The sequence below is a fragment of the Thiocapsa sp. genome (genome assembly GCF_011390875.1).
Lineage (GTDB): Bacteria > Pseudomonadota > Gammaproteobacteria > Chromatiales > Chromatiaceae > Thiocapsa.
The window spans coordinates 1-25,010 of the sequence record NZ_JAABRP010000041.1; the positions used below are offsets into that span (position 1 = coordinate 1).

25 protein-coding genes are annotated in these 25,010 nt (G+C 64.1%); 10 read left to right on the forward strand and 15 right to left on the reverse strand.

Annotated elements, in window-relative coordinates:
• Window positions 1-188: 188 nt before the first annotated feature.
• The 7 genes from rluB to GPT33_RS05035 all read right to left on the reverse strand — a co-directional run bounded on the left by rluB (window position 189) and on the right by GPT33_RS05035 (window position 6,220).
• Entirely contained in the window at window positions 189-1,094 is a 906-nt protein-coding gene (gene rluB / locus GPT33_RS05005) for a 23S rRNA pseudouridine(2605) synthase RluB (protein WP_296806223.1), read from the reverse strand.
• A gap of 76 nt (window positions 1,095-1,170) precedes the next feature.
• On the reverse strand, window positions 1,171-1,821 hold the full coding sequence (gene scpB / locus GPT33_RS05010) for an SMC-Scp complex subunit ScpB (protein WP_296806224.1): 651 nt from the start codon (window positions 1,819-1,821) through the stop codon (window positions 1,171-1,173).
• A complete protein-coding gene (locus GPT33_RS05015; RefSeq protein WP_296806248.1) occupies window positions 1,763-2,584 on the reverse strand; it encodes a ScpA family protein in 822 nt (273 codons plus the stop codon). Before GPT33_RS05015 ends, scpB begins: the two co-directional genes overlap by 59 nt.
• A 158-nt stretch (window positions 2,585-2,742) precedes the next feature.
• The gene (locus GPT33_RS05020) at window positions 2,743-3,960 is read right to left on the reverse strand and encodes a tryptophan--tRNA ligase (RefSeq protein ID WP_296806225.1); all 1,218 of its coding nucleotides are present in this window, start codon (window positions 3,958-3,960) and stop codon (window positions 2,743-2,745) included.
• Between the two features lie 18 nt (window positions 3,961-3,978).
• Complete coding sequence (locus GPT33_RS05025; protein ID WP_296806226.1) at window positions 3,979-4,650, reverse strand: site-2 protease family protein; 672 nt, start codon at window positions 4,648-4,650, stop codon at window positions 3,979-3,981.
• Window positions 4,651-4,711: 61 nt separating this feature from the next.
• On the reverse strand, window positions 4,712-5,335 hold the full coding sequence (locus GPT33_RS05030; RefSeq protein WP_296806227.1) for an L-threonylcarbamoyladenylate synthase: 624 nt from the start codon (window positions 5,333-5,335) through the stop codon (window positions 4,712-4,714).
• Between the two features lie 9 nt (window positions 5,336-5,344).
• Entirely contained in the window at window positions 5,345-6,220 is an 876-nt protein-coding gene (locus GPT33_RS05035) for a PHP domain-containing protein (RefSeq protein ID WP_296806228.1), read from the reverse strand.
• Window positions 6,221-6,425: 205 nt separating this feature from the next.
• Here GPT33_RS05035 and GPT33_RS05040 point away from each other — a divergent pair, with 205 nt between their 5' ends.
• The gene (locus GPT33_RS05040) at window positions 6,426-7,172 is read left to right on the forward strand and encodes a hypothetical protein (RefSeq protein WP_296806229.1); all 747 of its coding nucleotides are present in this window, start codon (window positions 6,426-6,428) and stop codon (window positions 7,170-7,172) included.
• A gap of 92 nt (window positions 7,173-7,264) precedes the next feature.
• Here the strand turns inward: GPT33_RS05040 and GPT33_RS05045 are convergent, their stop codons facing one another.
• A complete protein-coding gene (locus GPT33_RS05045; protein ID WP_296806230.1) occupies window positions 7,265-8,158 on the reverse strand; it encodes a sigma 54-interacting transcriptional regulator in 894 nt (297 codons plus the stop codon).
• Entirely contained in the window at window positions 8,155-8,853 is a 699-nt protein-coding gene (locus tag GPT33_RS05050; protein ID WP_296806231.1) for a sulfite exporter TauE/SafE family protein, read from the reverse strand. Before GPT33_RS05050 ends, GPT33_RS05045 begins: the two co-directional genes overlap by 4 nt.
• A 264-nt stretch (window positions 8,854-9,117) precedes the next feature.
• Between GPT33_RS05050 and GPT33_RS05055 the strand changes: the two genes are divergently transcribed.
• The 7 genes from GPT33_RS05055 (at window position 9,118) to dmeF (ending at window position 15,360) form a co-directional block, all read left to right on the forward strand.
• A complete protein-coding gene (locus tag GPT33_RS05055) occupies window positions 9,118-9,897 on the forward strand; it encodes a DUF3050 domain-containing protein (RefSeq protein WP_296806232.1) in 780 nt (259 codons plus the stop codon).
• Window positions 9,898-10,004: 107 nt separating this feature from the next.
• A complete protein-coding gene (locus GPT33_RS05060) occupies window positions 10,005-10,307 on the forward strand; it encodes a TusE/DsrC/DsvC family sulfur relay protein (protein WP_296806233.1) in 303 nt (100 codons plus the stop codon).
• Between the two features lie 686 nt (window positions 10,308-10,993).
• A complete protein-coding gene (locus tag GPT33_RS05065) occupies window positions 10,994-11,224 on the forward strand; it encodes a FeoA family protein (protein WP_296806234.1) in 231 nt (76 codons plus the stop codon).
• Between the two features lie 69 nt (window positions 11,225-11,293).
• Complete coding sequence (locus GPT33_RS05070; RefSeq protein ID WP_296806235.1) at window positions 11,294-11,527, forward strand: FeoA family protein; 234 nt, start codon at window positions 11,294-11,296, stop codon at window positions 11,525-11,527.
• 56 nt (window positions 11,528-11,583) lie between these two features.
• Window positions 11,584-13,914 (forward strand): Fe(2+) transporter permease subunit FeoB, encoded by a 2,331-nt coding sequence (feoB, locus tag GPT33_RS05075; protein ID WP_296806249.1) that lies wholly within the window; start codon window positions 11,584-11,586, stop codon window positions 13,912-13,914.
• A gap of 52 nt (window positions 13,915-13,966) precedes the next feature.
• On the forward strand, window positions 13,967-14,209 hold the full coding sequence (locus tag GPT33_RS05080; protein ID WP_296806236.1) for a FeoC-like transcriptional regulator: 243 nt from the start codon (window positions 13,967-13,969) through the stop codon (window positions 14,207-14,209).
• 110 nt (window positions 14,210-14,319) lie between these two features.
• A complete protein-coding gene (dmeF, locus tag GPT33_RS05085; protein WP_296806237.1) occupies window positions 14,320-15,360 on the forward strand; it encodes a CDF family Co(II)/Ni(II) efflux transporter DmeF in 1,041 nt (346 codons plus the stop codon).
• 215 nt (window positions 15,361-15,575) lie between these two features.
• On the opposite strand, the gene GPT33_RS05090 is transcribed toward dmeF, so the two are convergent.
• From GPT33_RS05090 to GPT33_RS05100, 3 genes are read right to left on the reverse strand one after another with little or no spacing between them, the layout of a single operon-like run.
• Complete coding sequence (locus GPT33_RS05090) at window positions 15,576-16,238, reverse strand: PqiC family protein (RefSeq protein WP_296806238.1); 663 nt, start codon at window positions 16,236-16,238, stop codon at window positions 15,576-15,578.
• Window positions 16,235-17,917, reverse strand: coding sequence for an MlaD family protein (locus GPT33_RS05095; RefSeq protein WP_296806239.1), 1,683 nt, complete (start codon window positions 17,915-17,917; stop codon window positions 16,235-16,237). Before GPT33_RS05095 ends, GPT33_RS05090 begins: the two co-directional genes overlap by 4 nt.
• The gene (locus GPT33_RS05100) at window positions 17,868-19,154 is read right to left on the reverse strand and encodes a paraquat-inducible protein A (RefSeq protein WP_296806240.1); all 1,287 of its coding nucleotides are present in this window, start codon (window positions 19,152-19,154) and stop codon (window positions 17,868-17,870) included. The genes GPT33_RS05095 and GPT33_RS05100 overlap by 50 nt, the downstream gene beginning before the upstream one ends.
• Window positions 19,155-19,574: 420 nt before the next feature.
• On the opposite strand from GPT33_RS05100, the gene GPT33_RS05105 reads away from it, so the two are divergent.
• Window positions 19,575-20,006, forward strand: a complete 432-nt coding sequence (locus GPT33_RS05105; protein ID WP_296806241.1) for a DNA polymerase III subunit chi — start codon at window positions 19,575-19,577, stop codon at window positions 20,004-20,006.
• Between the two features lie 118 nt (window positions 20,007-20,124).
• Here the strand turns inward: GPT33_RS05105 and GPT33_RS05110 are convergent, their stop codons facing one another.
• The gene (locus tag GPT33_RS05110; protein WP_296806242.1) at window positions 20,125-20,820 is read right to left on the reverse strand and encodes a hypothetical protein; all 696 of its coding nucleotides are present in this window, start codon (window positions 20,818-20,820) and stop codon (window positions 20,125-20,127) included.
• Window positions 20,821-20,955: 135 nt separating this feature from the next.
• On the opposite strand from GPT33_RS05110, the gene GPT33_RS05115 reads away from it, so the two are divergent.
• A complete protein-coding gene (locus GPT33_RS05115) occupies window positions 20,956-21,300 on the forward strand; it encodes a TusE/DsrC/DsvC family sulfur relay protein (RefSeq protein ID WP_296806243.1) in 345 nt (114 codons plus the stop codon).
• A gap of 186 nt (window positions 21,301-21,486) precedes the next feature.
• Here the strand turns inward: GPT33_RS05115 and parC are convergent, their stop codons facing one another.
• Window positions 21,487-23,748 (reverse strand): DNA topoisomerase IV subunit A, encoded by a 2,262-nt coding sequence (gene parC / locus GPT33_RS05120; RefSeq protein ID WP_296806244.1) that lies wholly within the window; start codon window positions 23,746-23,748, stop codon window positions 21,487-21,489.
• Window positions 23,749-23,853: 105 nt separating this feature from the next.
• Window positions 23,854-24,954, reverse strand: a complete 1,101-nt coding sequence (locus GPT33_RS05125) for an NADH:flavin oxidoreductase/NADH oxidase (RefSeq protein WP_296806245.1) — start codon at window positions 24,952-24,954, stop codon at window positions 23,854-23,856.
• Window positions 24,955-25,010: the final 56 nt, after the last annotated feature.

Genomic DNA, 25,010 nt, shown 5'->3' on the forward strand with positions numbered 1-25,010 from the left:
CGCTGACCGAGAAGACCTCGGAGATTGCGCTCATGCCGGCCAGCTCGTCGGCGATATCGTTGATCTTGTCGCGCGCGACATTGATGAGAATGATTGCAGTGACCATGACTCACTCCTCGTAAAGATATCGGAATCCGATCAAGCCTGAATCCGCCGCACCGGACAGGTCGCTCGACTTGCGATCCGGCTCAGCGATCGCCCCGCGGCCGACCCCACTTGGGACCGCGTGCGAACGGAGACTCGTTGCTCGGTTTGGACTGCCAGGGTTTCGCTCCGGGGCGGACCTGCCGGCGTTTGGGGACCGGCGGTGTCAGACCGGCCTGCGCCATCAAGGTCTTTTGCTCGTCCTCGGACAAGGGTCGCCAGTTCCCGGTATAGAGACGCCGACCAAGCTCGATGTTGCCGTAGCGGATGCGGATCAGGCGACTCACCTGGCAGCCGGCGGCCTCCCAGAGCCGACGCACCTCGCGATTGCGACCCTCGCGCAAGACAACATGAAACCAACGATTCGCACCCGTGCCGCCGCGCTCGGTGACCGCATCGAACTTGGCGAGCCCGTCTTCCAGCTCGATGCCGGCGGCGAGTCGCTCGAGCGTTCCCTCGGGGACATCGCCGAGGATGCGCACGGCGTACTCGCGCTCGACTTCGCGGGAAGGATGCATGAGCCGGTTGGCAAGCTCGCCGTCGGTGGTGAAGAGGATAAGTCCGGAGGTGTTGATGTCGAGCCGGCCGACCGCGATCCAGCGGCCCTCTTTGGGTTTGGGCAGACGACGAAACACCGTCGGGCGCTCCTCGGGATCGCGCCGCGTGACCAGCTCGCCTTCGGGCTTGTGGTAGGCGATGACTTGCGGAAGCTTCTCTCGCCGCCCCTTGAGCTTGACGTCTTGCCCGTCGACGCGGATCCGATCTCGGCTGGTGACCCGATCGCCGAGCTTGGCGAGATCGCCGTTGACCCGAATCCGACCCTCACTGATCCAGCCCTCGATGGTGCGCCGCGAGCCCAGGCCCGCGTCGGCAAGGGCCTTTTGCAGGCGCACGGGCTCCTCTGCGGGAGGCTGCGGCGGGGATGGGGGCAAGCGTCGGTCGGTTTTCATGAAGGTTCTCGGGTTGGAGGATGGGTTTCGCTGTGCTCTACCCATCCTACGACTGGGTGTGGGTGCCTCGCAGAGATCATACACCAGCGTCGTCTCGGGGCTTTTTGTCCGCGCCGTCCCGGATCGGCTCCTCGAGCGTCAACTCCTCGTCGATCAGGAAGTCCGGGGCGCGGATCTCGGCGAGGGTCGGCAGTTCGTTGAGGGAGCGAAGGCCGAAATAATCCAGGAACTTGCGCGTGGTGGCGAAGAGCGCCGGCCGACCCGGGACATCGCGATGGCCGACCACCCGGATCCATTCGCGCTCGGTCAGGGTCTTCACGATTTGGGTGCTCACGGCGACCCCGCGGATGTCCTCGATCTCGCCGCGCGTGATCGGTTGGCGATAGGCAATCAGCGAGAGTGTTTCGAGCAGGGCGCGCGAGTAGCGCGGCGGTCGCTCGTCCCAGAGACGTGCGACCCAAGGTGCGATGCTCGCGCGCACCTGGACGCGCCAGCCGCCGGCGACCTCGACGATCTCCAGACCGCGCTCGGCATAGTCCTCCTGCAGCGCGGCGATGGCCGCGAGCACATCTGCGCGCGACGGACGTTCATCGTCCAGAAAGAGCGCAAGAAGCTGGTCCAGGGTCAGTGGCCCGCCCGCGGCGACCAGCGCGGCCTCGACGATCTGTTTAAGCACCTTCCGCCTCGTCGAGAACTTCACCCGCCGCAGACTCGCGCAGGCGCACATGGATGGGCGCGAACGGCTCGGTCTGGACCAGCTCCAAGGTCGCCGCCTTGATCAGCTCCAAGAGGGCGAGAAAGCTCACGACGACGCCTTGGCGCCCCTCGGTGACGTCGAAGAGGTCCGTGAAGACGACAAATCCACCGTCGCTCAATCGCTCGAGCACCCAGGACATTCGCTCGCGCAGCGACAAGGACTCACGCTCGACGCGGTGGCGCGTGAAAAGGTCCGCCCGGGCCATCACCTCGCGCATGGCGAGAAGCAGTTCTCGGAAATCGACATCCGGCGGGACGCGCTGAACATGGCCGGGCGGCACCTCGACGCGGACGGCAAAGACGTCGCGCTCGAGCCTGGGAAGTGCATCCAGATCCTGCGCCGCCTGCTTGAACCGCTCGTACTCCTGGAGCCGACGCACCAGCTCGGCGCGCGGGTCCTCGCCCTCCTCCTCCGCGACCTGCACACGCGGCAGGAGCATCCGGGATTTGATCTCGGCCAACATCGCGGCCATGACCAAATATTCCGCCGCAAGCTCCAAGCGCAGCTCGGTCATGAGGTCGACGTATTCGATGTACTGAGCGGTGATGGCCGCGATCGGGATATCGAGGATGTCGAGATTCTGCCGTTTGATCAGATAGAGCAGCAGATCCAGTGGCCCCTCGAAGGCGTCCAGAAAGATCTCGAGCGCATCCGGCGGGATGTAGAGATCCACGGGCAACGTCAGGAACGGCAAGCCCCGCACCATGGCAAAGGGCGCCACCGCGAGCGGCATCTCCTGCTGTTGCCCCGGCGGCGGCTGCCGGTCGGCCCCCTCGTCCGCCATATGCGAATCCCTAAGCATTGAGTGTTCTAAACCGCGCCCTGGCGTTGCCGACCGAGGGCGGCGACGCCGAGAACACCTCGAACCAACGCCTGAACGCCAAGTGCGGTTTAGCTCATCACCAGCGACATCGCGTGCCGAACCTCTTCGAGCGTCTCGTGGGCGACATCGCGTGCGCGCTCGCAACCGTCGTTGATGACGTTGCGCAGCAGCTCCGGCTGGGCCGCGTATTCCCGGGCGCGTTGCTGCATCGGCATCAGCTCGGCGAGCACCCCGTCGATCACGGGCTGCTTGCATTCCAGACAGCCGATGCCGGCGGAGCGGCAGCCCTGCTGCGCCCAGTCGCGCACGTGATCGTTCGAATAGACCTGGTGGAACTGCCAGACCGGGCACTTTTCCGGATCGCCCGGATCGGTCCGACGCACCCGTGCCGGATCGGTCGGCATGGTCCGCAGCGCCTTCTCGACATCGGCGGGATCGTCGCGCAGGGCAATGGTGTTGCCGTAGGACTTGGACATCTTCTGCCCGTCCAGACCCGGCATCTTCGACGCCTTGGTCAGCAGCGGCATGGGCTCGGGCAGGATGACGCGCCCGCCGCCCTCGAGATAGCCGAGCAGTCGCTCGCGATCGGCCAGGGTGATGTTGCCCTGACCCTCCAAGAGTGCATGGGCCACGCTCAATGCTTCCTGATCGCCTTGCTCCTGATAGCTGCGCCGCAGCCGATCGAAGAGCTTGGCGTTCTTCTTACCCATCTTGCGTTTGGCCTCTTCCGCCTTCTCCTCGAAGCCGGACTCGCGACCGTAGATATGATTGAAGCGACGCGCAACCTCGCGCGTCAACTCGACATGGGCGACCTGATCCTCGCCGACCGGGACCTGCCCGGCCTTGTACATGAGGATGTCCGCGCTCTGGAGCAGCGGATAGCCAAGGAAGCCGTAGGTCGCGAGATCCCGCTCCTTGAGCTTCTCCTGCTGGTCCTTGTAGCTCGGCACCCGCTCCAGCCAGCCCAGCGGGGTGATCATGGACAGCAGCAGATGCAGCTCGGCGTGCTCCGGAACGCGCGACTGGATGAAGAGTGTCGCCGAGCCCGGGTTGATCCCGGCGGCCAACCAGTCGATCACCATCTCGCGGGTGCTCGTCGGGATGATCGAGGGATCCTCGTAGTGCGTCGTCAAGGCGTGCCAATCGGCCACAAAGAAGAAACACTCGTATTCGTGCTGAAGCTCCAGCCAGTTCTTCAGGACACCGTGATAGTGCCCCAGATGGAGACGGCCCGTGGGACGCATCCCCGAGAGGACGCGCGAGTGGTGTGCGGAGACGGAAGTCAAGGTTCGGCAGCCTCGTAATCAGACGAAGAAGAGCTCTCTCACGATCGCCGAGCCCGGGAGCAAGCCCACGGTGCCGATCACGATCGGAAGCAGGACAGCACCCAAGAGCCCGGTAATCAGCAACGCCAGCAGGAAAATCAGTCCGAAGGGCTCCAGTCGCGAGAACTGCAGCGCAACCTTCGGCGGAAGCACGGCGTTGAGCACTCGCCCGCCGTCGAGCGGCAGCAGAGGGATCAGATTCAGAACCATCAGAAACACGTTGATGAGGATTCCGGCAGCGCCCATGTACACCATCGGCAGGGCAATCCATTGGCTGACCGGCAACAGCAGCACACCCAGCTTGATCATGCCGCCCCAGAAGAGCGCCATCAGAAGATTCGCGCCCGGACCCGCGATGGCGACCAGGGCCATGTCGCGACGGGGATGATGAAGGTTGCGCCAGTTGACCGGCACGGGCTTCGCCCAGCCGAACAGGAATCCCACCAAAAAAAAGGTGGCGAGAGGGACCACGATGGTTCCGATCGGATCGATATGCTTGATGGGGTTGAAGGTGACGCGACCGAGCATCAAAGCGGTGCGATCGCCGAGTTTGCTCGCGACCCAGCCGTGCGCGGCCTCGTGGACGGTGATCGCGAACAGCACCGGGATGAGCAGAACGGCGAGCAGTTGGTAGGGGTTCAGGGCTTCCATCGCGGCATTATATACCGAGCGCCCGTGGGTTTTTCGCCGCACCGCGCGACCTCACCGCGGCTCATTCCTCAAACAAGGTCGCATCGCCCTTGCCGCGCCGCATGAGGCTCGGCGGTTCCGCCGTCATGTCCACGACGGTGGTGGGCTCCAAACCGCAAAAGCCCCCGTCGATAATGAGATCGACTTGTTTGTCGAGCAGCTCCCGCATCTCCTCCGGATCGGTCAGGGGTCGATCGTCACCCGGCATGATCAGCGTGGTGCTGAGAATCGGCTGGTCGAGCTCGCCGAGCAGTGCCCGACAGATCTCGTTGTCCGGCACCCGGATGCCGATCGCCTTGCGCTTGGGATGCAGCAAGCGCCGAGGGACCTGCTTGGTCGCTTCGTGAATAAAGGTATAGGGGCCGGGCGTGAGTGTCTTCAGCAAGCGAAACGCTTGGTTGTCGATCTTGGCATAGGTCGTGATCTCGGACAGATCGCGGCAGACCAGGGTAAAGTTGTGCTTATCATCCAGTTTGCGGATACGGCGGATCCGCTCCATCGCGGACTTCTCCCCGATCTGACAGCCGAGCGCGTATGAGGAGTCCGTCGGATAGAGGATGACCCCGCCATCCAAGACGATCTCGACCGAGCGACGGATCAGGCGTGTCTGTGGATTCGCGGGATGGATCTGAAAGAACTGAGCCATGGCCCGGGATCAACCGGCCGCGACTCGACGCAGACTCGGTTCCTCGTCGAGCTCTGGCCAGTCGTGCCAAATCGGCGTACAGGCCGGCGGCAGCGCGGGCAGACGTCCCAGATCGATCCAAGGGTTATCGGGACCGTGATAGTCGGAACCGGCGGAGGCAAGCATGCGCTGGTCGCGGGCGAGACAACCGAAATTGAAGACCTCGTCGCGGCTGTGGCTCCCGGAGACAACCTCCAGACCCACTCCACCACACTCGCGAAACTCGCCGAGCAGCTTCAAGAGGCGGGTGCGTGTGAGCTTGTACCGCGCCGGATGCGCGATGACGGCCTGACCGCCCGCGCCGGTGATCCAACGTGTCGACTCCTCGAGCGTCGCCCAATCGCCGCTGACATGGCCGGGCTTGCCTTTGACCAGATAGCGGCTGAAGACCTCCCTCAGGTCGAGCGCATGACCTTGCGCGACCAGGAAGCGAGCGAAATGGGTTCGTCCGATCAGACGACCGTTCGAGAATGCCTTCGCGCCGTCGTAAGCACCCGCGATCCCCTGTTTGTCCAGGCGGCGCCCGATCTCCTCGGCACGCCAGCCTCGGTAGGCGAGCAGTCGGCTCAATCCCGCCTGAAGCGCGACATTCTCGGGGTCGACATTGAGACCCACGATATGAACGGTGCGACCGCCCCACGTCACCGAGATCTCCACCCCGGGGACGAGCCGAAGACCGAGCGCGTCGGCCGCGGCTCGCGCCTCGGCCAGACCCTCGGTGGTATCGTGATCGGTGAGAGCGATGACCCGTACACCGGACGCAAACGCACGTTGCATCAACGCGCCGGGGGTCAACGTGCCGTCGGAGGCTGTCGAATGGCTGTGTAGGTCGGGGCTTTTGATCATCGCTCTAGTCTAACTGATCCCTCCGATGCATGCCTGCGGTCAACGAGAGGCCGCGCACGAGACGGGGATGGTCTCTCTTGCTATATTTTCCACGTATGGGGGTCGGAGCTCGCTTGCAACGGCCCGTCGCCACGCCGCTCCAGGACGTCGGCCGGATCGGTCGATCCGGCCTCGGTTTCTTTAGTGTTGCCAGGATGATCAGACCATGCTCCCGAAGGTCGACCTCAGCGATATCGCGGACGAGCTCACCCGACTCGGCGACGAGATCCAACGTGTCTACGACGACTCCGAGCAGGCGGTCGAGCCCGCACCACAGGTGTCGCTGAATGGACTTGCGCACCTGCTCGACGCCGTGCGCGCCGGCGAGGCCGAGCCGCGCGGCGAGCCGGCACAAGTGTTGCGCCCGGTCACCGGCGCGGAACCCGACGTGTTACTCGAGCATGGACTCGGGCTGCTGCGCCAACTCAGCGAGGTCGCGCGTCGCCTGAATCTCGAATCGCAGGCACAAGCGGTCGAGGTCCTCGCGGTCCCTTTCGCCTGCTGGATGTTGCGTCGAGGCGGCGAGTTGCAACACCCGCAAGACGTCGTCAATGCCTTGGCCGCACTCGCAGACCGCGTGAGCCAACCGGAGGAACTGGCCGAGCTCTATGGCCTGATGGGCGAGATTGCAGAGGGCATCGGCGCGGACCGCATCCACGGCATGGACCCGAGCGATCCGACCGATCCCTGGCTCGTTCTCCTGATCAATCGCGGGATTGTCGCCACGCGCAGCCAGCAGCCCGCCCTGATGGAAGAGGCGTTCAACGCCATCGGCGAGCAACTTCCGGAACATGCCCCCTATTTTTTCCGCGAGGGCATGGGACAAATGGAGGCGCTGAACTACCCGACGCATGTCCGCGAGGTGATGCAGCGTTACTTCGAAAAATGGTGCAGCGGTCAGCGCCTACATTGAACCGCACTGAACCGCGTCCGGCGCCGACTGTCCGAAACTGCTCCGACCGTCCTGTTACATCGCAACATCGCCGGATCGTTCGGGGACGCGGTTTAGCCTGCGATGAGGTGTTTTTGGAGCCGATACAACAGCGTATCCCGGCTCAACCCGAGCAGACGCGCGGCCCGGCTCTTATTCCCGCCGGCCAACGAGAGGGCTTGGCGGATCAGCTCCGCCTCCAGGTCGTTGAGGTCGATCCCGTGCGGCGGAAGCGAGAAACCGATGTCCGTCTCCGACTGCGGCGCCCCCCGCACCACCTCCCCGGGCAAGTTCTCGGGACCCACCTCGGTGCCGGGCAGGAGGATCACGAGACGCTCGCACAGGTTGGCAAGCTCACGCAGATTGCCCGGCCATGTGTAACGGCGCAGCAGGCGCTCCGCACCGGATTTCAGCCGCGGCGGATCGAGCCGATGTCGCCCGGCAGCCGTCGCGATGAAGTGCTGCGTCAGCGCCGGGATATCGAGCGCCCGGTCACGTAAGGGCGGCACCTCCAGCGGAACGACGCAGAGCCGCAGATAGAGATCACGCCGAAACGCGCCTTGCTGGACCAGCCGATCGAGGTCCAAAGCCGAGGCTGCGACGATCCGCAGCCCGGAGCCGGAGCGAGATCCGTCGCGAGCCGCATCCTGCTCGACGATGAGGTGCAGCAGGCGCGCCTGATCCGCTGCGTTCAGCTCGCCGACCTCATCCAGATAGAGGGTTGCAGGACCCTCCTGCGCAAGCGCCGACACGCAGCGGTCGAGCGCACCGGGCGGTGCCCCGGTGCAGGCGAACACGCCGAATCTGCCATCACGACGGGCACTGCAGGCGTGGATCTCGCGGGCGAGGGTCTCTTTTCCGGTGCCGGGCTCGCCCAGCAGCAAGACACCCACGTCCGTCGCGGCAACCATCGACAGGGCATTGCGAAGTCGGGTAAAGGCGGGAGACTGGCCAATCAGAGTCGTCATAACACCACGTCCGAAATCGTTTGGATTGTGCTCAAGGTCAAGAGTCCGAGCAGGATCACGCCGATGCCGGCCATCGTCTGAAAACGTCGGTTCTGACCGAGTCGATAGAGCTGACCGGCGAAGACACCTCCCAACGCCAAGACCGGCAAGGTTCCCGCTCCGAACAGGGCCATGTACAGTGCCCCGGCGAGGACGCCGCCTTGCGCGGGCGTACTGAGAAGCATGCTGTAGACCAGCCCGCAAGGCAACCACCCCCAGACCATGCCGAACAGGACCGAGCGGGGTAACGTGGTCACCGGCAAGAGGCGTCGGCCGAGCGGCTCGAGTCGACGCCAAAGGGGCACGCCCATGCGCTCGATCGTCGCGAACCGGGGGAACCAACCCCCGATATACAGCCCGATGCCGATCATGATTCCGGCGGCCAGCCAGCGCACGCCTTCGAAGATCCAGGGTGATGCGCCCGAACCGAGCAGCGCGGCCCCGAATGCACCCGAGACAGCCCCGGCCAAGGCATAGCTGGCGATTCGCCCCAGGTTGAAGGCCAGCACGAACAGACCGAGCCGTTTGCGATCGTTGCGCGTCTCGGGCGGCAGCGAGTAGGTCAAAGCACCGCTGATCCCGCCGCACATACCGATACAATGCATCGCACTGAGAAGCCCGACGACGAACGCGAGCAGGTACGCGGAGCCCGTCATCGCGGGAAACGCCGTCCGACCCGATCGCCTGTCATCCTGGCCCACTCCATCGCGATGCGTCTCACCGGGATCGCATCCCGGCCCAAGTCGAGGCTAATCGGAAGATTCCTCGCCTGCGATGACATCGATCAGGCACCGCTGACCTTTTGACCTCGGTTTATTACCGAGCGCCGTGCACTCGGTGGACTGGAGATTTCTCGCCCCAACGCCTTATATTGTCGATTCAGTGTCGACTGAAATACTGAAATAACGAGGACGGGACTCATGGCATCACTGAACCTGGACCACATCCGACCGTTGCAGGAACAGCTCAACGCACATCCGATCTACGGCGCCATCGAACGCATCGAGGACCTCCGGGTCTTCATGAGCCACCATATCTTCTCGGTCTGGGACTTCATGTCCTTGATCAAGTACCTGCAGGCCCGCGTCGCACCCGTTGCGGTACCCTGGATGCCGCATGGGGATGCGGGTGTGCGCTATTTCATCAACCAGTTGGTTCTCGAAGAGGAGTCCGACAGCCTGCCGCTGGCGGGCGGCGGCGTGGAGTACGCCAGCCATTTCGAGCTGTACTGCCGCGCCATGAACGAGGTCGGCGCCGACGGCGAGATGCCGAGACGTTTCCTCGATCTGGTCTCCGAGCAGGGTGTCGACAAGGCACTCTACGCGCCGATGGTCCCGCTGCCGTCCCGCTATTTCTCCGAGACCACCTTCTGCTTCATCCGCGAGGACAAGCCGCATCTGGTCGCGGCCGCACTCGCCCTCGGACGCGAGAAGCTGATCCCCGGCATGTTCCGGCAGTTCCTCGAGCAGATGCGCATCACCGATGCGCAGGCGCCCGTCTTTCATCACTACTTGAACCGCCATATCCACCTCGACGAGGACTTTCATGGCCCCCTGTCGATGCAACTGCTCGAGCAACTCTGCGGCGACGATTCAAAACGGCTCGACGAGGCCGAAACCGCCGCCGAAGAGGCGATCTGCGCCCGCATCAGGTTCTGGGACGGCGTGCTGGAGGCAATCGAGACCGGTCGCGGGGGATGACGAACGGATGGACGGGCGGGTGACGAACGTCTTGTATCGATACGCGTCGCCACCACAATCTATTGGAGTTCTCAATCCTCACTAGACAGCACCCCGGAGCCGTACCCATGACCGAAGCACTGAGCGTTCCCTTGGACAATGAAGGTTTCCTCCTCAACCGCGACGACTGGACCGAAGAGGTTGCCATGGAGCTGGCCAAGGCAGACGACTTCGAGATGACCGATCAAGTGATGGACTTCATCCGCGAGGCACGGGCCATGTACGAGACCGACGGGGTCGTGCCGCCCATCCGCATCTTCGCCAAGAAGCAGAAGGTCTCGACCAAAGACCTCTACAACATCTTCAAGAAGGGACCCATGAAGCTGATCTGCAAATGGGGCGGGCTGCCGAAGCCGACCGGCTGCGTGTGACCCGCGTCGATCTTTGGAGCTCTGATCCGATGTCGTCGGTTCCCGCGCGCCGCGTTCGGGATCCGCAGAGGCCGGATCCGAAGCGATTCAAAGACCTTTTGCCTTAGATCGGCCGGTTTGTGGAGGATCGCAAGTCTGCCGAGGGTCACATCACAACTGGCGAACCCTGTCGGGATGAGCCGAACGAACACCGGCAGCTCCGCCTAGCCAAGCCGGGGTTCGCTCTGCTTATCTCAGACCCCGGGCCTACCTTCATCGCTTCGCTCCCGCTGGTTAACCTTCGCCACGCTCGCCCCCGACCCTCTGCGCAGCACCCGAATCGCCCGACGTTTGCCCCACCCTGGCCTCTCGGCAAGACCGAGCGCCGGAAAATCCGCTCGGGATATAGGATGATGTGCGAATCACAGCGGCCGATCGCGCCGACACTGCTTCGCGTTGAGAATCATTTGCAATTAGACCGGTGTTGGACTAGCATTCCGATCAGACAGGATACCTGCCGGACGAGTGCTCTCCGCGATCCCCGATAGGTTCATCCAGACGTTCGCTGCCTGCGAGCGCCGTACCGACCTCGAGACCCGGCGAGACCTTCGGGCCGGGGCCTTTGACTTGGAGAATCAACGATGTTCGGTCAACACGGCCTGTCAAGCCCCATCGGCCAGGAGCCACAGAGGACGGGTGGCCCACCCGTGAAAGGCTTTCCGCTCATGATGGCCGATGAAGGGGCTTGCCTTCGAATCATCGCCCTGAACGGCGGCAAAGGCTTGACAACGCGTCTGACGGAGCTCGGCCTGAACGTCGGCTCCGAGGTCCGCGTGGTGCAACGCCAGGGGGGCGGGCTTCTGGTTGCCCGCGGCGAGTCGCGCATCGCGCTCGGCGGCGGCATGGCGGCCAAGATCCTGGTTGCGCCACTTGCCTGACAAGGCGCATCCGGCACAGACCCTCGGGAAACCGACCTCTTTCGATTCTCTCGCGATGTATCAGCACCCATGACCACCCTCAAAGACATGCAGGCCGGCGATCACGGCAGGGTTCAAGGCTTTGACGCCGGCGCGCCGGCCTATCGCCGCAAACTCCTTTCGATGGGGCTGACCCCCGGCGCGGAGATCCAGGTGATCCGGGTCGCACCGCTCGGCGATCCCGTGGAGATTCGGGTACGCGGCTGCTCGATCAGCCTGCGCAAGGACGAGGCGGCCGCCTTGCTGGTGGAGGCACTCTCATGAGCAGCCTCCCGAGCAGGACCGTCGACGAGATCGATCGCACGACAGGGAACAAGACCATGAGCAAACCCTTGACCGTCGGCGTGGTCGGCAACCCGAACTGCGGCAAGACGACCCTCTTCAACGCTTTGACCGGATCGCGTCAGCGCGTCGGCAACTGGCCGGGCGTGACCGTGGAGCGCAAGATCGGCCGCTATCGTTTCGAGGGGGCCATCGTCCACCTCGTCGATCTGCCCGGCACCTACTCGCTGGATGTCTCAGACCATGATCTCTCGCTCGACGAGCGCATTGCCCGTGATTTCATTCACGATCGCGAGGCCGATCTCGTCCTGAACATCCTGGACGCGACCAACCTCGAGCGGAATCTCTATCTCACGACTCAGCTGATCGAGATGGGCCGCCCCCTGGTCGTCGCGCTCAACATGATGGACGTCGCGCGGGAGCGGGGCATGAAGATCGACGTCGCGACGCTCGCCAAGCGCCTGGGCTGCCCCGTCGTTCCAATCTCGGCGGCGACCGGCGAAGGCATCGCAGATCTCAAGCGCGTCCTGCTGGAAAGCCAGGCGACCCATCCGATCCCGCAGGCCGAGATCCCCTATCAGCCGCTGCTCGAAAAGGCGATCGCCGCGCTCTTGCCGCGGGTCGCGCCGATCGCACGCGAGAACGGCGACTCGCCCCGCTGGCTTGCCGCCCGCCTGCTGGAGGGGGACGATCTGGCACAGCGTCTGGTGGGCGACCACGTGAAGCCGGCCGAGGTCCAGGCGCTGCTCGGCGATCAGGCCGATGATCTCGACATCCTGATCGCCGATGCGCGCTACAGCTTCGCGCACGCCATGACCCAAGCCACGGTCACGCAGGTCGGCGCGGTCTCGCGCAACCTCTCCGATCGCATCGACCGGGTCATGCTCAACCGACTGCTCGGCATCCCGATCTTCCTGGTCGTGATGTATCTGATGTTCATGTTCACCATCAACATCGGCGGGGCCTTCATCGACGTCTTCGACCAGGCCGCCGGCACGCTCTTCGTGGACGGGACGGCCCATGTCCTCGCCGCTCTGGGTGCACCCGCGTGGCTCGTCCTGTTGCTGGCCGACGGCATCGGCGGAGGCATCCAGGTGGTGGCGACATTCATCCCCATCATCGCCTTCCTCTACATTTTCATGTCGATCCTGGAGGACTCGGGCTACATGGCCCGCGCCGCCTTCGTCATGGATCGCTTCATGCGCGCCGTCGGCCTGCCGGGCAAATCCTTCGTACCACTCCTGGTCGGCTTCGGCTGCAACGTGCCGGCGATCATGGCCGCGCGGACCTTGGAGAACCAGCGCGACCGGACCCTCACGGTCCTGATGGCGCCCTTCATGTCCTGCGGCGCGCGTCTGCCGGTCTATGTGCTCTTCGCCGCCGCATTCTTTCCGGTCGGCGGTCAGAACATCGTCTTCGGGCTGTACCTCATCGGCATCGCGGTCGCGGTGCTGACCGGCTTCGTGATGAAAAGCACCCTGCTCAAGGGGGAGGCCACGCCCTTTATCATGGAGCTGCCGCCCTATCATCTGCCGACCGTCAAAGGCGTCGCCTTACGCACGATCGACCGCACCAAAGGGTTTGTGGTGCGCGCCGGGCAGGTCATTGTCCCCATGGTGCTGGTGCTCAACGTCATGAACAGTGTCGGCACGGACGGCACCTTCGGCAACGAGAACAGCGACAAGTCGGTGCTCGCCGAGGTCGGACGCACACTCTCGCCCGCCTTCGCCCCGATGGGTCTGGACGCGGAGAACTGGCCGGCCACCGTCGGCATCTTCACCGGCATCTTGGCCAAGGAGGCCGTGGTCGGCACCCTGGATGCGACCTACTCGGCCCTCGCGGTCGCGGATGCCGGCGAGACCGAAGAGGAGGCGCCCTTCGATCTGAAGGCCGGCCTACTCGGCGCCTTGGCGACGATTCCCGCAAACCTCGCGGATGCACTCGGCAGTTGGGAGGACCCGATGGGCTTGAACGTGGGCGATCTGAGCGACACGGCGGCCGTGGCCGAATCGCAAGAGATCACCACAGGTACCTTCGGGGCCATGGCATCGCGCTTCGACGGGGCCGCCGGCGCCTTCGCCTATCTGCTCTTCATCCTGCTCTATGCGCCCTGCGTCGCGGCGATTGCGGCCATCTATCGCGAGACCTCGCCGGGCTGGGCGGTCTTCACGGTGCTCTGGACGACCGGACTCGGCTATATCGTCGCCACCGTCTTCTATCAGAGTGCCATCTTCGCCCGAGATCCAACCAGCTCCGCGGCCTGGATCGGCGGCATGCTGGCCCTCTTCGCCGCGGTGATCATCGGGATGAGGATCAGTGCAGAACGCGGGGACCCGCGGCAGACCGGACTCGTCCGCGAGGGTGCATGACGAGCGGTTCGGATCGACGCACTCGACCCCACATCAACTCAGGAGACGCGGCATGATCCTCTCGGAGCTCACCGGTTATCTCGAGCAGCACCGCCGAGTCGGCTTGATGGACCTGGCCTATCGCTTCGAATCCAGCCCGGATGCCTTGCGCGGAATGCTCGACATCTTGGAGCGAAAGGGTCGTGTCCGTCGCATCACGGGCGCCGTCGGATGTGTGTCCGGGTGCAGCAAATGCGACCCGGCGACGATCGAGACCTATGAGTGGATCGGCGAGGGGGCTCGGGTGGAGTCCTGACGCAGGGGGTGGCGTCATCCGTCGTCGGCGATGAGTTCTCGGTTATCAGTTCTCAGCTAACTGCCAACAGTTCAGTTTCGATAGCGGCTTCGATCACAGACGAGATGCCTATGCACACACACGACATCAGCGACTGGGGTCATAGCCACGACTTCGCGACCGCAGACCAAGCAGATGCGGAGCGTCGGACGCGCTGGGTCGTCGGTCTCACCCTCGCGGCCATGTGCGTAGAGTTGGTGGCCGGCTGGATCACCGGCTCGATGGCCCTGCTTGCTGACGGCTGGCACATGGGGAGTCACGCCGCGGCGCTCGGTATCGCCGCATATGCCTATGCCTTCGCGCGGCAGCGTGGCGCCGATCGACGCTTCACCTTCGGGACCGGCAAGGTCTCCTCGCTTGCGGGCTATACGAGCGCACTGCTGCTGGCCGCCGGCGCCCTTTGGATGATGTTCGAGTCACTGAGCCGTCTGATCGATCCGGTCGAGATCCGCTACGAGGAGGCGATGATCGTCGCTGTCTTCGGTCTGGCCGTGAACCTGCTGAGCGCCTGGTTATTGGGCCACTCCGGACACGGGCATGATCATTCGCACGGGCATGGTCATGCACACGATCGCCATCATGCGCACGACGACCATGCACACGATCTCCATGAGCACGACCATCATCACGGGCTCGCCGATATCCGGGATCACAACCTGAAGGCGGCCTATCTTCATGTGATCGCCGATGCCCTGACCTCGGTCTTGGCGCTGGTCGCATTGGCGCTGGGCCTGCTCTACGGCTGGGCCTTTATGGACCCACTGATGGGTATCGTCGGCGCCGTCTTAATCGGCCGATGGGCCTGGGGGCTCGCGCGCGAGAGCGCCCAGGTGCTGTTGGACGCAGGTGACAACGGCGAGATCGAGCATGAGATACGCCGTCGCATCGAGTCCGATTCCGACAACCAGGTCGCGGATCTACACGTCTGGCGGATCGCGCCGGCGGGACGCGCTTGCATCCTGTCGCTGGTCACTCACCATCCGCGGCCCGTGGAGCACTACCACGGCCTGCTTTCCGAGATAACCGGCCTGCTCCACATCACGGTCGAGGTCAATCAATGCAGACAACCGTCATGTGGAGCAGCAGTCAAAGAACGCCCTCGACCCGCATAACTCAAACCCCGTCGTAGGATGGGTAGAGCGCAGCGAAACCCATCCTCCAAGCTCCGACATCGCCGGATTGGAATCGGGAGAGCGCAGCGAAACCCATCCTCCAAGCTCCGATTTCGCCGGACTGGAATCGGGAGAGCGCAGCAAAACCCATCCCCCGCGTCGCCCCCATCCAAAGCTCACCACCTCACCCCAGCCTAACCCCCACCAACCGCGAATCAGGGAATACGCAGCACGCCGTCCCGATCTTCCGGCCCTTCCGGTGGCGGCGGCTTCGGCTTCGGGAGCTGCCTTAACGTGACCGCAACATCCCGGCTGAAATCGCCCAACGTCTCACTCATCGCCGCGATGAGTGCACCCTCGTCCTTCGGCTCGGCCAGCGGGCGACGGTAGTGCGTTTCCTCGACGCGCAAAACCTGATCCGTGCGGTGCTCGAGCACGATCCAGCGCGCCCGCAGCACGGCGTATCCATCGGAGGTCCCTTCGAATGCGAGCACGTCGGCCGTGACCCGGAAGTCCAACGGATAGCGGACCTCGTTGGGAAAGGCGAAAACGCTGGTCGTGCCCAACAAGGCGGACATGTTCTCGATCCAGACCCGCAGGAAATCGTCCTGGATGGTCCCGCCCCAGCGATGGAACTCGTCGATGGCCAAGCGATTGCCGGCATCGCGCGTCACGATCTGGGGTCGGTCGAGAAACTGAGGAAAGTTGACCGGGCCAAGCCCGACGCTCAGCCCCGAGCTCGGCGCACCGCCTGAATCGGGCATCGCACGCATGGGTGTCAGGGTATAGAAGCTCGACGGCGGCGAGGTCGCACAGCCCGTCGTGACCAGGACGGCGAACGCAACCGCAAGGGCCAACCAAATTCCACGCACCTTCATCGACCTCCTCCTTTGCCCCTCAGCAGGGCTTCCGGGTGACGCTCCAGATAGTCCGTCAGGACCTTCAGCGATCGCGCCGCACCCGAGACCTCGTTGAGCGAGCGTCGCAGCTCGACGGAAATGGGCGAGCCCTCCTCGATCATCCGACTGACACCCCGCAAGGTCGCGGTGGTCTGACGCAGGGTCTCGGCCAGCTCGGGTGCAATACCGGTGTTGAGCTGCTCGGCCAGTGCACGGATCTCCGACAGCGACTGCTCAAGCTCCACGATACCTTGTTTGAGCGCCGCCGAGTTCACGATCTCGCTCGCCCCGGCAAGCGTGTCGGTCAAATCCTTTCCGATCCGATCGAATGGAAAGGCATCGAGCCGGTCGAGGATCGCCGTGACCTTGTTGGTCAGCGCCTCGAGCGAGCCCGGGATCGTCGGCAGGACGTCGTAGTCGCCCTGCTTCGCAAGCACCTCGGGCGCAACATCCGGGTAGAAATCCAGCTCGACATAGAGCTGGCCCGTGATGAGGCTGCCCGTCTTGAGCTGAGCCCGCAAGCCCTTGGCGACCAACTGCCTGATCATGCCCGTCTTGTCGAGCGCGCCGCGGTCGCCGCGAACCACCACCCGTTCCGGCTCCAACTCGATCAAGACCGGGATGTGAAACTGCAGGTCCTCCACACTGAGCTGGAGCTGGATATCGAGGACCTTCCCGATCGTGATCCCGCGCAGCATAACGGGTGCGCCGACGGTCAAACCGCGCACCGAACCCTCGAAAAAGAGGAGATAGCGCTCTTTGTGCAGATAGATCTTCTCATGGGCGTTGTCGCGGCTCTCGTAGAGCGGAAACACATGATCGGCGCCCGGAGGGTCGCCAGGTGCATCGATGGTGTCCGGGGTATCGAAGGCCACCCCCCCGATTACGACTGACATCAGCGATTCGGTATCCACCTTCACACCGGACGCACTCAAGGAAAAATCGATCCCGCTCGCGTTCCAAAAACGCGTGCTCGTCGACACCAACCGATCATGCGGAGCGAAGACAAAAACGTCGATGTCGACCGCCTCCCCGTCGTCGTCGAGCGAGAACCCCGCGACCTGACCGACCTGAATCTGGCGGTAATAGACCGGAGCACCGACGTTCAACGACCCCAAGGTCGGCGAGCGCAACGAGAATCGTGTCCCCGCCTCCGAGGTCGTAAACAGCGGCGGCTCCTCAAGACCCTTGAACTGAAGCACTTCCTTACCGTCGCGCACCGGATCGATCGCGATGAAGGAGCCCGACAGCAGGGTTTCCAGTCCCGAGACGCCGCTGGCGGTCACCCGCGGGCGCTCGACCCAGAAGCGCGTCTTCTCGGTCAGAAACTCCTCCGAGCCATGCTTGAGCTCGGCGGTGACGATGACGCTCTTCAGATCCGGACTCACGTCGATGGAGGTCACCTGGCCGATGTCGACATCCTTGAACTTGACCTTGGTCGTACCGGCGGCCAGCCCCGACGCCGTCCTGAACTCGATCTTGACCGTCGGCCCCCGCTCGGCGTAAGTCTTGGCCGCAAGCCAACCCCCGATCAACAGGGCTACGATCGGGATCAGCCAGACGAGCGAAACACCGCTGCGACCTTTGACGATCGCCGCAGGCGCGCCCTCAAGGGGACTCGGCAAGGGTGGCCCCGAACCGTTCTCGATCTCCGACATGTCCCTGCTCCATCGCGTCCCAGATCAACCTGGGATCGAACGACATGGCCGCGAGCATGGTCAAGACCACGACCGCGCAAAAAAAGATGGCGCCGATCTCCGCCTGGACGCTCGCGATGTTCCCGAGCCGCACCAAGGCGACCAGGATGGTGACGACATAGACGTCCACCATGGACCAGCGTCCGATCGTCTCGACGACACGATAGAGGCGAGTCCGCTCACGCGGCCGCCACGCGGAGCGCAGTTGAACCGACACGAGAAGGAAGATCAAGATCAACAGCTTCAGGAGCGGAACGAAGATGCTTGCAATAAAGATCACAAGGGCCAGAGGCCACATCCCGTGATCCAGCATGAACGACACCCCGGAAAAGATGGTATCCGATTGGCTGCGTCCGAGCGACGTCACCGACATGATCGGCAAGACGTTCGCCGGGATATAGCAAACGATCGCCGCAATCAACAACGCCCACGTCCTCTGTAGGCTTTGAGGTTTGCGCCGGTGCAGGACGTCTGTGCAACGCGGACAGCGCAGACGATCGCGGTCGCGCACCGCCTCGGAGGGCCGAACCACCAGCTCGCAGACATCGCAGGAGACGTGGTCCTCGCCATGGCGCAACGGGCGCCCGCGATCACCCGTGATGGGCACGCGCGACCAGACGAGATCCGGATCCAGGGCCGCTTGCGCGGCCGCCAGTACAAAGATGAGCGCGACGAGCGCGAAGAGCGAGGCACCCGGAACAATCGACGCCATGTCCGCAAGCTTGACCACCGCCACCAGGATTCCGACCATAAAGACATCCATCATCCCCCACGGGACCAGGGTCCGAACCCATCGAAAGAGCGTCGGCAACCAGCGAGGCATCCAGTTCATCGTCAGCGGGACCAAGACCATGAGCAAGAGCGCCAACTGCAGACCCGGCGCCAGGATGCTGGTGAAGAGCACTACCGCTGCAATCGGCCAATTGCCGCCTTGATAGAGATCGACCACGCCCGTGATCAACGTCGTTTGAGTCCCCCTGCCCTGCATTTCGAAGGACAGAAAGGGGAAGCTGTTGGCGACGATGAAGAGAACGAGTCCGGCGATCGTGAGTGCCAGAGTCCGGTTCAGGCTATCGGGCCGATTGCGGTGCATCGTGCCGCCGCAGCGCACGCACTGCGCCGATCCGCCCGGCGGCACCTCCGGGATGCGCTGAAGCAGACCGCATTCCAGACATGCGGTAAGCGAGTCTTGGGCCATGGGTGCTCGGGGATCTGTCGGTGGTCCTTGCGAATCGGGGCTTGATCGGTCGGCTTCTGCGCGCCGGGCACGCAACCCCGCGAAGATGCGACATGCTGTCCGTATACTACCCCAATCGGACCGTAAAAAAGGCCGTTTCATGGCAGCTTTGGCAACGCCGCAGCCGTGTCTCGCGCCTAAGCTCGCCCGAGACCAAAAACATCCCGACCGAGGTGATTTTCGGGAAACGAACGACCGGCGTGTAGGTGCGAATTGATTCGCACGCGCAGCCCCACAGGTCTTCCGGGCATGCGCAGCCGGGATGCCTATTCCCGAAAATCATCTTGAGACTTAAGGCGCGTCGGCGACAATGATCGCAGACTCGCGCTAAGTCGGATCCAATCAACAACAGCACATGCCAAGCCGGACGCGCCTTAACCCATGACCCGAATCGATTTCTACAGCCTGGACGGCAACAGCGACGGCGACCGTTTCCTCCTCGCCTGCCGTCTCGTCGAGCGCATCCGCGCGACCGGTGCACGCGTGCTGATCCACTGCCCCGATCCCGAACAAGCCCGACATCTGGATCGTCTACTCTGGACCTTCCGCGAGGACAGCTTCCTGCCCCACGGACAGGTCGGACAAACCGACCCCGAGTTGACACCCATCCTCATCAGCGGCGACGGCGTACCCGACAGCGAGGATCAGGTCTTGATCAACCTCTCGAGCGAAGTCCCGGAGTTCTTCAGCCGCTTCGAGCGCCTCTGCGAGCCCATCGACCACGACCCTGGCGCCCGCCTTGCCGGACGCGAGCGCTTCCGCTACTACCGCGATCGCGGTTACCCCCTCGAGCATCACCAGATCCGGCTCTGACCCACCCCACCATATCCCAGCAGCGTAGGATGGGTAGAGCGCAGCGAAACCCATCCTCCCCGCTCCCACGTCTCAGCTCCAGCCCGCGCAGAGCGCAGCGAAACCCATCCTCCCCGGCTCACCGACCCCGACGCAGATCAACAGCCGCCGATGCGCGAGCGGATCGCCAAAGCCGATAGGCCCCCAGTGCGAACGCCGCCGTCCCGATCGCCGTCAGAATCTGCTCCAACCAGTGCATGAAGAGCGTATCCGGCGAGGCCATGGCAATCGGCGGCAGCGCGAAGACCATCGCCAAATTCACCCCGAAGAGCAGCGCCGCATCCTTGCGGCCGAGTCGCAGCGCGCTCGCAATCAAGACAAGACTCAGCACCAGATTGGCGACGCTCGTCAGCCCCAGCAACGGCAAGAACCAGCCCCGCGGGATCCCCATTCCAAGCGTACGCACAGCCACGGCACCGACAACAACCAGAATGGCGGCAGCAACCACATAACGGATCCAAGCAACCTCGCCCCGCCCCCGAAGCCGTTGCAAGACACCCAGCGCCGCCCCGGCCAGCAGCGCGAATCCAGGTGCCATCAACGGAAAGAGCGCACTCGCGAGCCAGGCCAGATCCTGACCGGTGGTGACGAGAATCAGCTTCCAGACAGCCTTCGAGAATCCACCCAGCACGATCAACACACCACCCGCCCGGGCCATGGTCCGGCATGGCGGGGCGAGATCCCCGACCAGACGGGTGAGAAACCATAAGGCGAACCCGGTAAAGAGCACCGGCAAGAGGTTGAAGAGCGCAAGCGGCAAGGTCAGCTCGGACACGGGGATGGGCCTCGACGAATCAGTTCGTGAATCAGGGGGTTGACGCGCCGATAATTCCGACTATATTCGTCGGTGAGAGCAACATTAATATCATCATAAAAATTACTGATCCACCAAAGACCAAGGATAATCAAGATGACCCAAACCGCCGTCCGCAACCAGACCCCGCCCAAGCACCGCCCTCTCCCCGTGGACGAGGACGGGTTCCTGATCGACCCGACGGATTGGAACGCAGGAATGGCCCGCGTCATGGCGGAGCTCGACGAGATCGGCCCCCTCGGCCGCGACCATTGGTCGATCATCTACTACCTGCGCGAGCATCGCATGACCTATGGCGCCATCCCTCCGGTGTCGCAGATCTGCCGCACACACGGCATGGAGCGCGACGCAGTGCATCGGCTCTTCGGCTCCTGCCGCCAGGCGTGGCGCATCGCGGGACTGCCGCATCCTGGTGATGAGGCTTTGAGCTACATGAGCTAAACCGCGTCCAGAGCGAGATGCGCATTTTCGAGTGAGTTCGACGTTTTCTGCATCGATAACCCTTAGGGAGGACGCGCTTTAAAATGATCTATTTCTTAGAGTCTTAAACCGCGCCGACTCCAGCGGTCGTCAAGTTCCCCGCGGCCGATCCCACCCAAAAACATCGCATACCGCGCTAGGCGCGGTTTAAGCCACCGACAGGCCTTCCACCCGCTGGAAGCCGCGCGGCAGCAACCGCCCGCGGCGACCGCGCTCCCCTTGATAGACATCAAGATCCGCCGGCTTCAGGGTCAAGGTCCGTTTGCCCGAGAGCAGGACCAGACTCCCGCCCTGAGGGACCACCGCGAGCGCTATCACCAGCTCCTCCCGCGCCGCGACGCGGGCCGAGGGGATGCCGATGATCTTGTTGCCCTTGCCCCGCGGCATCTCGGGAAGCTCAGAGACCGGGAACAGCAGCAGATGGCCCGCGGTCGTGACGGCCGCCAGCCGGGCGCCCTCCAGGCCGCCCTCCTCCCCGGTCAGCGCAAGCGGCGCCAAGACCTCGGCGCCCTTGGGCAGGCTCAGTACCGCCTTGCCGGCCCGGGCCTTCGCGTATAGGTCCTCTGTCCGGGCGATGAATCCGTATCCGGCATCGGACGCCATCAGCACTCGGCTTTCGGGCGCCTCACCCATCACCGCCACGAAACGCGCACCGGCTGGCGGGTCGAGTCGGCCGGTCAAAGGCTCGCCCTGCCCGCGCGCCGAGGGCAGGCTATGTGCAGGCAAGGAATAGCTGCGCCCGGTCGAATCGAGAAAAACGACAGCCTGACTGCTGCGCACCCGCACTGCCATCAGGAACCGATCCCCGGAGCGGTAGCTCAGCCCGGCCGGATCGACCTCGTGCCCTTTGGCCGCGCGCACCCAGCCCTTCTCGGACAGGACCACCGTCACCGGCTCGCTCGGTGTCAGATCGATCTCGTCGATCGCCGCCGCGCTGGCGCGTGCGACCAACGGCGAGCGCCGCGGGTCGCCGTGCTTCTCGGTATCGGCCGCGATCTCTTCGGAGATCAGCCGCTTGAGCGCCGACTCGTCACCCAGGATGGCTTGCAGCCCGTCGCGCTCCTCGGCCAGCTCCGCCTGCTCGGCGCGGATCTTCATCTCCTCCAGACGCGCGAGCTGACGCAGCCGGGTGTTCAACACATAGTCCGCCTGGGCCTCGGAGAGCGCGAACCGCTCCATGAGCACCGGCTTGGGCTCGTCCTCCGTGCGGACGATGCGGATCACCTCGTCGATATTGAGAAAGGCGATCAGCAGACCGTCCAAGAGATGCAGACGCTCGAGCACCTTGTCGAGACGATGTTGCGAGCGCCGCCGGACCGTCTCGGTGCGGTAGATCAGCCACTCGACGAGGATGTCGCGCAGCGTCATGACCCGCGGCCGACCATTCAGCGCGATCACGTTCATGTTGACCCGGTAGCTGCGCTCCAGGTCGGTGGTGGCGAAGAGGTGCGACATGAGGCGGTCGACATCGACACGATTGGAACGCGGCACGATCACCAATCGGGTCGGAAACTCATGATCGGACTCGTCGCGGAAGTCCTCGATCATGGGCAGCTTCTTGGCGTTGAACTGCTGCGCGATCTGCTCGAGCACTCGACTGCCCGAGACCTGATACGGCAAGGCCGTGATGACGATCTCGCCGCGCTCGACCTCGTAGACGGCGCGCTGCTTCAGACTCCCGCCGCCGGTCTGGTAGATCTTCGCGAGATCCTCGCGCGGGGTGACGATCTCGCCCGCGGTCGGAAAATCCGGCCCCGGCACGAAGCGCATCAGATCCTCGAGGGTCGCGTCCGGATGGTCGAGCAGATGGATGCAGGCGCGGGCGACCTCGCGCAGGTTGTGCGAGGGGATGTCGGTCGCCATGCCGACGGCGATCCCGGTCGCGCCGTTGAGCAAGAGATTCGGCAGACGCGCCGGCAGCAGCTTGGGCTCTTCGAGCGTCCCGTCGAAGTTGGGCTGCCAGTCGACCGTGCCCTGATCGACCTCGTCGAGCAGCAGAGCCGCGTAGGGCGTGAGACGCGACTCGGTATAGCGCATCGCCGCGAACGACTTGGGATCGTCAGGCGAGCCCCAGTTGCCCTGCCCGTCCACCAGCGGATAGCGATAGCTGAAAGGCTGCGCCATCAGCACCATCGCCTCGTAACAGGCCGAATCGCCGTGCGGATGGAACTTACCCAGTACGTCGCCGACGGTGCGCGCGGATTTCTTGAACTTGGCCGCCGCCGATAACCCGAGCTCCGACATGGCGTAGAGGATGCGCCGCTGCACGGGCTTGAGCCCATCGCCCACGTGGGGCAGCGCGCGGTCGAGGATGACGTACATGGAGTAGTCCAGATACGCCTTTTCGGTAAAATCCTTCAGCGGCAGGCGCTCGAGGCCCTCCGCGTTGTAGGTGGTGGTTTCGGTCATGCCGTCGTCTTGCGCTCACTGAATCCGCGGTCGCGCATGATGCGGCAAGATGCGGCGCGGGACAAACCCGAGCCGGGGGATGGACGAGGCCCCGATCCCCGGAATTCAGCTCCCACCCCCATAACTCTGCAGCCAATGCGCATAGGGCGCCGGGAGTGTCCAGGCGGGACGCTCGACACCCAGCGTGCGGGCGGCCGCATAAGGCCAGTGCGGATTCGCCAGGTGCGCACGACCGATCATCACCAGGTCCAGTTGCTCGCTTGCCACGGCGCCTTGGGCGATCTCGGGCACGTCGAACCCCCAGGCGGATGCCACCGGGAGCGCAGCCTCCCGCCGCACGCGCTCGGCGATGGGTGCAAGGAACCCCGGCGCCCAAGGAATCCGGGCGGTCGGGGTGGAGAAGCCGATGCTCACACTCAAGAGATCGAGGCCGTGGCTCTTGAGCTGCCGGGCCAGCTCGATCGACTCGGCTAGGGTCTCCTCGTCGTGTCCGTCGTATTCGATCACGCCGAAACGTGCCGTCAGTGGGAGATTCTCGGGCCAGACCTCGCGAACGGCACCAAGGGTTTCCAGCAGGAATCGGCAGCGGTTCTCCAGACTCCCGCCATAGGCATCGTCGCGCTGATTGGAATGGGTTGAGAAGAAGCTCTGCCCCAGGTAACCATGGGCAAAATGCAGCTCGAGCCACCGGAACCCGGCGTCCCGTGCCCGCCGTGCCGCTGCCTTGAAGTCGGAACGGACCCGCGCGATGTCGTCCAGGGTCATCGCCTTCGGCACTCTTGGGAGATTCGCACCGTAGGCGATCGCCGAGGGGGCGATGGGCTGCCAACCACGCGCGTCGCTCTCCGCGATGTGGTCATCCCCTTCCCACGGACGGTTTGCGTTCGCCTTGCGCCCGGCATGAGCGATCTGAATGCCCGGCACGGCGCCGGCAGCTTTGATGGCCTCGACGGCGGGCACGAGCGCCTGCGCCTGCTCGTCGTTCCAGAGACCGGTGCAGTTGGGCGTGATGCGCCCTTCCGGAGAAACCGCGGTCGCCTCGACGATGACCAGGCCGGCCCCTCCGCGCGCGAGACCGGCGAGATGCACCAAATGCCAGTCGTTGACGAGACCCTCGATCGCCGAGTATTGGCACATTGGCGGCACGGCGATGCGGTTACGCAGCGTCACGTCCTTCAGCGTAAAGGGTTGGAACAGAGCGGACATGGGTCACTCCTTGGTCAGGCGGTCGCGAATTGTGGACAGTCTCTCACGGAGACATG